This is a genomic window from Pseudomonas edaphica, from assembly GCF_005863185.1.
Lineage (GTDB): Bacteria > Pseudomonadota > Gammaproteobacteria > Pseudomonadales > Pseudomonadaceae > Aquipseudomonas > Aquipseudomonas edaphica.
In genome coordinates this window covers 1-8,434 of the sequence record NZ_VBVZ01000256.1, presented here as the reverse complement: position 1 = coordinate 8,434, position 8,434 = coordinate 1, and the positions used below count along the sequence as shown (strand labels likewise).

11 protein-coding genes and 2 pseudogenes are annotated in these 8,434 nt (G+C 53.5%); 4 read left to right on the top strand and 9 right to left on the bottom strand.

What is annotated here, in order from left to right:
* Positions 1 to 600: acyltransferase family protein (locus FEM54_RS17585; RefSeq protein ID WP_138452167.1), on the bottom strand; the 600-nt coding region annotated here is incomplete at its 3' end.
* Position 601: 1 nt separating this feature from the next.
* Positions 602 to 871 (bottom strand): hypothetical protein, encoded by a 270-nt coding sequence (locus tag FEM54_RS34685; protein WP_240792765.1) that lies wholly within the window; start codon positions 869 to 871, stop codon positions 602 to 604.
* On the opposite strand from FEM54_RS34685, the pseudogene FEM54_RS17580 reads away from it, so the two are divergent.
* Both FEM54_RS17580 and FEM54_RS17575 read left to right on the top strand, forming a co-directional pair.
* A pseudogene (locus tag FEM54_RS17580) lies at positions 752 to 1,245 on the top strand (glycoside hydrolase family 19 protein). The gene FEM54_RS34685 and the pseudogene FEM54_RS17580 sit on opposite strands and share 120 nt — an antisense overlap.
* On the top strand, positions 1,242 to 1,796 hold the full coding sequence (locus tag FEM54_RS17575; protein WP_138452164.1) for a lysis system i-spanin subunit Rz: 555 nt from the start codon (positions 1,242 to 1,244) through the stop codon (positions 1,794 to 1,796). The pseudogene FEM54_RS17580 and the gene FEM54_RS17575 overlap by 4 nt, the downstream one beginning before the upstream one ends.
* 95 nt (positions 1,797 to 1,891) lie before the next feature.
* On the opposite strand, the gene FEM54_RS17570 is transcribed toward FEM54_RS17575, so the two are convergent.
* Positions 1,892 to 3,064 (bottom strand): acyltransferase family protein, encoded by a 1,173-nt coding sequence (locus FEM54_RS17570; RefSeq protein WP_138452162.1) that lies wholly within the window; start codon positions 3,062 to 3,064, stop codon positions 1,892 to 1,894.
* 284 nt (positions 3,065 to 3,348) lie between these two features.
* Between FEM54_RS17570 and FEM54_RS17560 the strand changes: the two are divergent.
* A pseudogene (locus tag FEM54_RS17560) lies at positions 3,349 to 3,942 on the top strand (DNA adenine methylase); the annotation flags it as partial.
* A gap of 11 nt (positions 3,943 to 3,953) precedes the next feature.
* Positions 3,954 to 4,340, top strand: coding sequence for a hypothetical protein (locus FEM54_RS17555; RefSeq protein WP_138452160.1), 387 nt, complete (start codon positions 3,954 to 3,956; stop codon positions 4,338 to 4,340).
* Positions 4,341 to 4,415: 75 nt separating this feature from the next.
* On the opposite strand, the gene FEM54_RS17550 is transcribed toward FEM54_RS17555, so the two are convergent.
* From FEM54_RS17550 to FEM54_RS17525, 6 genes are all read right to left on the bottom strand, one after another.
* Positions 4,416 to 4,826 carry a VOC family protein gene (locus FEM54_RS17550; RefSeq protein ID WP_099547932.1) on the bottom strand — a complete coding sequence of 137 codons (411 nt, stop codon included), beginning with the start codon at positions 4,824 to 4,826 and terminating at the stop codon, positions 4,416 to 4,418.
* A 217-nt stretch (positions 4,827 to 5,043) separates the two neighbouring features.
* Complete coding sequence (locus FEM54_RS17545) at positions 5,044 to 5,370, bottom strand: DUF2388 domain-containing protein (RefSeq protein ID WP_138452158.1); 327 nt, start codon at positions 5,368 to 5,370, stop codon at positions 5,044 to 5,046.
* 110 nt (positions 5,371 to 5,480) lie between these two features.
* Positions 5,481 to 5,912 (bottom strand): hypothetical protein, encoded by a 432-nt coding sequence (locus tag FEM54_RS17540; RefSeq protein WP_099547930.1) that lies wholly within the window; start codon positions 5,910 to 5,912, stop codon positions 5,481 to 5,483.
* A gap of 144 nt (positions 5,913 to 6,056) precedes the next feature.
* Positions 6,057 to 6,275 carry a hypothetical protein gene (locus FEM54_RS34675; protein WP_138452156.1) on the bottom strand — a complete coding sequence of 73 codons (219 nt, stop codon included), beginning with the start codon at positions 6,273 to 6,275 and terminating at the stop codon, positions 6,057 to 6,059.
* 47 nt (positions 6,276 to 6,322) lie between these two features.
* On the bottom strand, positions 6,323 to 6,664 hold the full coding sequence (locus FEM54_RS17530) for a hypothetical protein (protein WP_099547928.1): 342 nt from the start codon (positions 6,662 to 6,664) through the stop codon (positions 6,323 to 6,325).
* Between the two features lie 647 nt (positions 6,665 to 7,311).
* The coding region (locus FEM54_RS17525) for a serralysin family metalloprotease (protein ID WP_138452154.1) at positions 7,312 to 8,434 on the bottom strand (1,123 nt) is incomplete at its 5' end.

Here is an 8,434-nt window from a genome sequence, read left to right as displayed (position 1 = left end):
TAACTTTGCATAATCTTTCAGAAAGTAAATGCACGCGCCAAGAGAGAAGGGCAGGAGCGCGGCGTAGAATGGGAAGTACCTTCTTGTCCAGTCCATGTCCAGCGCGAACGTAGAAATATGGTAGGCCGCGGATAGGAGCAGCGTAGCAATAGCCAAGTTTTTACTTCTTGCTACGAAAAGCCATAGCATAAAATAATTTACAAGCTCTACCGCTACCGACCAGCTTGGCGGGACCATCCTGAAGCTTGAGTCATAAAACTCAAAGGGGAAAATCAAAATATTGCCAATCACGTCTATCGGCCTTCCTGCGAAGGCCCATGCGTTATGATACTGACTTGGGTTTGGGATGATCGCCATCGCGATTAGTGTAATGACCACTACCGCGTAGTAAATGGGGAATAGTCGTAGGAAACGGTTTGTTGCGAATGATGAAAAATTAAATGAGTAAGTGGTGTTCAGGATTATAGTTATCAGGTATCCGGAGATTAGATAAAATCCAAAAACAGCAAATATTCCCCAGTGCTCAACAAAGTGTATTCCATCCCCTAGGTGCGCGATAATGACTAAGGAGGCTAGGCAGAATCTAAGTATTCCGAGCATTTTAAGACCAGTAGATTTTTAATTTGGTGATTGTATCTACTTGCTGACATGTCGGCCAGCCGATCCACACCTTTTGGACACCCCACCGCTTGTAGCGGTTTTTTTTCGCCTGGATAAAAGCATGCCGGTCACCGAGCAGCAGTTGCTGCAGATCCTTCCTAACGCCGGCCGACAAGCCGGCGTTTTTGTTCCTGTGCTGAATGCGGCCATGGCCAAGTACGGAGTCGTCACGCGGCTGCGCATCGCAGCCTTCATCGCCCAAGTCGGGCATGAATCACGTCAGTTCCGCTGGCTCAAAGAGCTGTGGGGCCCCACACCGCAGCAAGCTGGTTACGAAGGGCGCGGTCAATACGGTAAATGGGGATGGCTTCAAGTACCGTGGTCGTGGCCTGATCCAGATCACTGGCCGTGCGAACTATGCCGTCTGCGGCGAGGCGCTGGGCCTGGACCTCATCAGCAACCCTGCACCGCTGGAATTGCCACAGCATGCAGCGATGTCTGCCGCGTGGTTCTGGTCGACGCGGGGGGTGAACACCCTGGCAGACCAGAAAGATCTCGCGAATATCACTCGGCGCCACAGGCGGGCTCACCGGCCAAGCCGATCGCCAGGCGCTGTATGACATGACGCTGAAGGTGCTGGCGTGACGCCGGTGCAGAAGCTTGGCGTGTTGCAGGTGACTATGACCATTGTCTGTTTTTCCACATGGAAGGTGGACGCCTGGCGCTACGGAAAGCAGCTGAGTGACCTGGATATGGCCCATCAGGCCGACCTGGCTACCATCAGCAATGCCGCCAACACTCAAACCCGCCAGGCGCTGGAGAGGCAACAGGCCGCCGAGCAAGCCCGTGCCGACCTTGATGCCAAGTCGACAAAGGAAAGAATGAATGATCTCGCTGAAAATGAAAGGCTGCGCCGTGCTGCTGACGATTCTGCTCGCCGGCTGCGCATCGCGGGCAGTTGTCGTGCCGATAGCGGCAACGTGTCCAGTTCCGCCGGCACCACCAGCCTGGGCAATGCAGGAACCGTTGAGCTCGCTCCAGTTGCTGGACAAACTGTTTTCGACATCCGCGCCGGGATCATTGCTGATCAAGCAGCCTTGAGGGTGTTGCAGAAGTTCGTGATGTATGTGTGTCGGTCGGGATTGTGTTCGGTCGGCGGGGATGCCGCGGATCGCGTGTTCAATTTCGTTGAGTAGACCCGGTTTTTTGATTTGAACTTGGTCAATTAGAAAGCCCGCACTTGGCGGGCTTTCTAATTTCTCAGTAATTATTTTATTCTGTTCCAATGGCTTTAAGTCGCTGCTGATGTGGCGCTTTCCTGCTCGATGGCTGGCTTTGAAGGTTTGTTTCCAAGCCTTCTGAATGCAACCTCAATGAATCTATGTGCAACTTCGACAAGGACTACTGTCGTAAGAGTTCCACCAACTGCTAGAGCTAGTGTGTATCCGGCGGTCTCTATCAATGCCCTTGAGCCAGCGAGGCGGCTGCATGCTTCTATGACGATGAAAAACGCAACGCTATGTAGGAGGTATAAGGCATAGGAGCGACTACCAAGCCAAAGCAAAACTCTATTTTTCGCCAAGCCGGCAAACAATAGACCCTCATTGTATGATGCGATAAGCACCAACAGGCCAGAGCTGATACCTAGGAGACCTACTGAGAAGCTAATAACCTTGCCTCCAGCGAGAACGCTCATAGAGACTAGCAAAGTTACTATAAGCGCCCAGCGTGATTTTGCATCACTCATTACTGTTGGCTTTATTTGTTTATAGAGGTCTGTGTTTTTTATTAGAGCGATTGCGACGCCCCACAAAATGGGATCTATGCGAGTTATCCAGAGGGCGGAAAATATTTCCCTTTCCATCGGGAATTGAATGGCGATCAATACCAGGCAGACCAGTAGCAAGTATTTCCTTAAGAAAAGCATTGTCAGTGGGAGAATAATATAGAACTGCTCTTCTAGTGACAGAGACCAGTAGTGAGCATTTATTCCGCAAAGAGGGGTTACCTCTTTTACACATTGGTATGCGTGCCAGTTTGCTGAATAAAAAACAACTGATACGGCATCTCCCAAAATGCCTAGGGTCGTGCCAAATATCCCAGTGCTATTCCAGGTTAATGACAGGATGAAAACGAATATCAATGCTGCCCATGACAGCGGTATTAGTCGAAAGAAACGTCTAATGGCAAATGAGGCAATTGTTTTTATTTTTGAATCTTCTTTGTTTGTTTCTATCTGACGTAGCAGTGAGGACGTAACTACGAACCCAGATATAGCAAAAAAGATATCAACTCCAAACCAGAAGTGGGCATGTTGAAAAACAGGCCACCAGTAAGCCGACAGCCAGGGGAAGAATACAGGTATGTGTGCGCACATAACTAGAGTCACAGAAAGTCCACGTAGGACCTCTATCTCTCCGTTGATTTTGTGAGGCGAGCTTTTCAATGTTGCTATCCTTTTCAATGTTGCTATCCATGTCGATTCAATAATGCCTTATGATGGGTGTTCTTCCTAGAAAATAAAATCCTCGGCACATCCCGTAGCCCCGTAGTTAATGGAGCCGGGCGAGCCCAACTTGCCCCAGCGCATGCTCAACGAATTCTCGCCATCACCGGCGATGGAGCTAAGGACTGATAGCGCTGCGTGCCTGCAAGGCGTGGATCAGGGTCGTTGCCCCCCGACCTACATTCGTGACCGAAGAAATCGCATCGCCTCAATTAACTCTAACCTCGCAAAGGATTGCAAAAATGACAAACCCAATCGTTCCATGGATGGGCGGTAAACGTCGCCATTCGAAACGCCTATTGGCATTTTTCCTGAGCACGAGTGCTACGTTGAAGTGTTCGCCGACTGCGCGGCGCTTTACTTCAAGCGCGAGGAGCCCGTAAAGGTCGAGTACTGAACGACATCAACAGCGACCTGGTAAACCTGTACCGCGTTGTTCAGCACCACCTCGAGGGGTTTGTGCGCCAGTTCAAATGGGCGCTAAGCTCTCGGCAGATTTTCGAATGGCAGAAGATGGCGGTGCCCGAAGCGCTGACGGACATCCAGAGGGCAGCGAGGTTTTTCTACCTCCAGCACCATCCATTCGGCGCTAAGGCCACGGGCCAGACGCCACCACCGGACGGCCAATCAACCTGCTGCGAATCGAGGAAAACCTATCCCAAGCCTTGCAGCGTCTTCCCGGCACATACGTCGAAAATCTGCCTTGGCTAAAGTGTGCCGAGAAGTACGACCTACCGCACACTTTCCACTACATGAACCCGCCTTACTGGCAAACGGCCGGGTACGGAAGTGCATTTGGCTTTGAAGAGTACGAGCAAATGGCCCACTTCATGCGGGGGCACTAAACGTGATCGCCGCAGAAAGCAGCGAACCCGAATACGCTGAAGCCTTCAGCGCTGCCCATGCAGTAGTGGTTCAGTTTGGGGAGGAAAACCTGGCAGATCGGCTATTGGCCGATATCCCTGACTCGATATCCTTTCGGCAGGTCGCCAGGCTATTCGACTTTCTCGCCTGGCAGACGGATGACAACGGATCAACGATGACTCGCACCGCTGAGTGCTGGCTCGTCGAAGGCACAGATCTGCGCAAGATTCAGATCGCTCTCAACCTCGAGGTTTACCCGTTTGCGGACGAGCATGAGATGTACCGCGTGTTGTCTGATGTGGCTGTATCCCTCCCGCAGATGGCGGGTAGATGCCAGTTGCTGATTAGCGCTCGGAAAGTCGGTAGATAGCACCTGGTCACACAGTCAATTCAGCACATTCAGCCCGCGCAATGGCGGGCTTCAAGCCAATGCCGTGAGCGGCGCCTATCCCGCCACATGCAAATCGCCACGATGAGCGATGTGCACCTTGTTGCCATCTGGATCACGCAGGTACGCACCGTAGTAACCGTCACCATAGTGAGGGCGTTGGCCAGGTTCACCCTCATCAGATCCACCTGCAAGAAGCCCGGCTGCATAGGCGCTATCTACCGCATTTGGAGAGGGTGCAGTGAAAGCCACCATGCTGCCATTCCCTGCTTCGGCCTCATTGCGGTCATAAGGGCTGTACACATAGAAGCGAGGGAGAGCGTTATCTGGCTTGATCCAGCATGCCGAAGGTGGCCCGCCATCAGGGGTTACAGGCCGACGACAGAGCCCCAAAGGGATCAGCACCGCGTCATAGAAGCTAGACGCCTTATCAAGATCGTTTGTCCCAACGGTTACGTGACTGAACATCCTGTATTCCTGCTTACGAAGGCAAGGCGTTATCGTGTCATTTTGAAGGTGGGCGTGTATAGCGGTCGTCGGGTAAGACGTCGAGGGCACGTCTCGGCTCTCCAAATCGCAGACAAAGAAAAGCCCGCGATGGGGATTAGCGGGCTTAAAGGGATGTTCTCTAGGAGCTGGGGTAACCCTAAGCGCCCGAGTGTGAAAGGGATGTGAAAGGATGCGCTCAGTAGGACGCCGCGATCGCCTTGGCCAGTTGCATATCGGACATGAGCGGTGATCTGTAACTCAATCGATAGTGTCGGCAGGCTTGCTCAAACTGTGCTCCGCGAATCTCGCCGTCCGAACCTATGAACGCCAGTGCGTCAGTCTTGGCTGACTTGAATATCTTTGGCGGCTCGGTGGTGAGGGATGTGGTTGCCCCAATTAAAATGGTTGGCAAGGAAATGGTGATAAATATTCCTGCAGCGACAGGGTTGACGTTGTCACCTGATACGGCCTGTGTGCTGACCGATGCCAGTAAGGCGATTGCCAGAGTCTTCCATGAATTCATGCTTCGATGCTTCCACTGCGATCAGAGCGGGCCACGATAGCAGAGCGGGGCGCCTGCCAGAAACAAGAAGCCCGGCGCTGGGCCGGGCTTCGATCTAACAGCGTCAGAACCTAACGATGCTTGTTCTTGTGTTTATGCTTGTTGTTGCCTTTGTGCTTTCTGCCATCGGATCGATGATTGCTCTCATCGTCCGCCAGGTTGTTTCCCAGCGCGCCACCCGCCGCGCCGCCGAGACCTGCACCGATAGTCGAGCCGGTTGTACCGCCGAGGCGATTACCAATCAATGAGCCACCCGCGCCGCCAATTCCTCCACCTAATGCAGCTTCCGCTCTATTGCCTTTTTGAGCACCGACAGCACTGCCGGCAGCACCACCTACGCCTGCGCCTACCGCCGCGCCCGTTGAGCCGCCGAGCTGTTGACCTACGATGTTGCCAAGTGCACCACCAACGCCGCCTCCAAGGGCGGCTGTGCCATCTCCGGCAGCCATCGCTCCTTGCGAAATGAGGACGCCCAGAAATAGGGCGGGCAGTGTCATTTTCATTTTGTGAACCTCTATGGGTTGTCAGCAGGCGCTCACGGTTTAAAGCACGCCTGGCATTAGGACTAGGACAAAAGTTTGAAGTTCTTTGCGGGTGGTGCCTGCGGGCAAATGGTTGTAACAAGATATAAGCGTACCGCCTTCACCTCATCCTCGCACACCATAGAAGTGGTTCAGCGCTATCAGCTCAACCACAGCCACGAAAACGCACAGCGCAACGAAGCCAGGGCTGAAGACTCGCTTGCGATTGGACGAGCCTGCGCCCATCCAGCCTGCGTCGCAAGCGCCAGGAATGACCATGAGGAACGTCAGCCAGGCAATGACCCCGACCTTGCTCCAGAAGCTCTGATTTCGCCATGCTGTCATGCGTTATCTGTTATCCATGAATGTCATCGCCAGTCCACTTTTGGCGTCTACGGCTCGTGATACAAGAACATTCCCTTCTCGTTACTTTCATCGGCAGCGCTGAGCGCTCGAGCCGCCAAGGCCATCGTTTCACGGTATTGAAAGTGATGCCGGGGCGGCAGTACAAGCACGCTTGTCCACGAGGGGTCGCCTTCTATAGCCAGCGGTAGATTATGGCAAATCAGCTGATGCTCAGCAGATCTATTGCCCAGCGCGGCTCTTAATTCCTTAGTCAGATCCGATGCGCCGGGGCGGGTGTAGTAGTTAGCCAACACCAGACCATAGGCCTTCAGCGCGCCTAAAATCTCACCTTGGTCTGACTCATCATTCAGCACAGCTACCACTGGCATATCGCGCTCCTTGCAATGCAGATTTAAGACTCTCGACTGCCGAATGGGTGTCGGCGTTACTGGAACTCCATCCATGCTGGATGGGCCCACAAGCCAATGACAAGTTTTCTGACACAGAGATCACACTTACATACCAAGAGTAGGCATGATTACCCGGCCGCACTCTATGAGTTGGCCGGCTGTTACTTGAAGTTCGCGGGTGGGTTTCGCTGCATACCCGGCAAGGAAGCCAGCGGCGACAAGCGCAATGTACAGTAAGGTGTTTCTCAAAATCATGCTGGGCGCTCGCTAATTGATTGATGTAAAAGCAAGCAGCACTGATTCCAGATTATGGAAAAGGTTCCTGATGGTAGCCCTCATTGAGCTATGGTAATCACTGACGCTGGCGACCAAGGACTGATCATCAGGCACGTGATATTGCACACTGAGAACACTCAACTACTCTGATTGGATGCGTTCGTATTGCGGTCATCCGGTTTTTGATAGGGCACAATGGATAAGCGGCTCGCAGGTCTATCATTTTTGCTTACCCTCGGATGGGTTGCCACTGTGATAGCGGTAATGTGGTACTTCTACGACAATTAGTCTAAAGGCCAGAATCCACTTCTGGCTCCTCAGAACGCAGCGCCGGAGCGCCGCGCTTTACATCACGCCACGATGTCGCTGATGGCCGCCTGGCCAACGGTGGTGACGAGGAAATCTGCCACGCCGTGCCCGGAGAAGTCCACCGCCAAGGTGCCCAGGTTAGTACCCGAGGCATAGCTCAGCACCGCATCGCCGGTATGCCCGGTGAATGCATTGACGAAGCTCAAGCCTGCACCTTTGGTAATGCCCGACAAGTCGATCTTGTCGGAGCCCGAGGTGAAGTCGAAGATCGTGTCTGCAGCCCCTGGCCTGGAGTCGGAACTGGCACCATACACAAACGTGTCGTTGCCGGCGCCGCCCCATAGTTGGTCCGCACCGCCACCGCCGTAGATGATGTCGTCGCCGGCACCGCCTTTGATGATGTTGGCTGTGTTGTTGCCAATAATCAGGTCGTTGCCTGCGCCACCAAAAGCGTTCTCGAGGGTAACGCCCTTGGCGATGGACACGTTACCCACCAGGCCGCCGACGTCGGAGAACGCGCCTTCAGTGAGGTTGATCTTCTGGTTCTGGGTGAAGCCGGAGAAGTCCAGGGTGTCGTTGCCGCCACCGTCCCATACCGAGAACACCAGCTTGTCGGTATTGGAGGCGGCACTGTAGAAATCCCGCCCGGTATTGGAGTTGAACCCGTAGGTGGTGTCGCCGGCGCGGGTGGCGTAGTTGGCGCCGTAGAGCTTCTGGATCGCAGCGATGTCGTCGATCAGCGGGCCGGCTGCATAGGCTTCGCCCCCGCCTTTACTGAAGTTTTGATGGGTGTTGCTCTCGTTCCAGTAACTCATCACGGAGTAGCCGTGTGTATCTTCGGCATATTTCGCATCCGAATAGGACGGCCGTCCCACGCTGGCATCGTACGCGCCTGGGTGTTGCAGGCCAAGCGTGTGACCAATTTCATGGGTTAAAGTTTGACGGCCGTAATTCCCGTTCGCGGGCGTTAAGTTTTCTTGGTAACTTTTATTGGTATAAAATAATGCGTCACTGTTTCCACTGTTGTTTGGGTAGAACGCGAAAGCCGACCGGGCACCGCCATGCTGCAGATCATTGCTGTAGTTACCCAAGGATATATGTCCGTCGCCTCCGCTTTTAGATTCACGGAATGAGATATTAGCGACGTCCGACCAGGATTGGAAC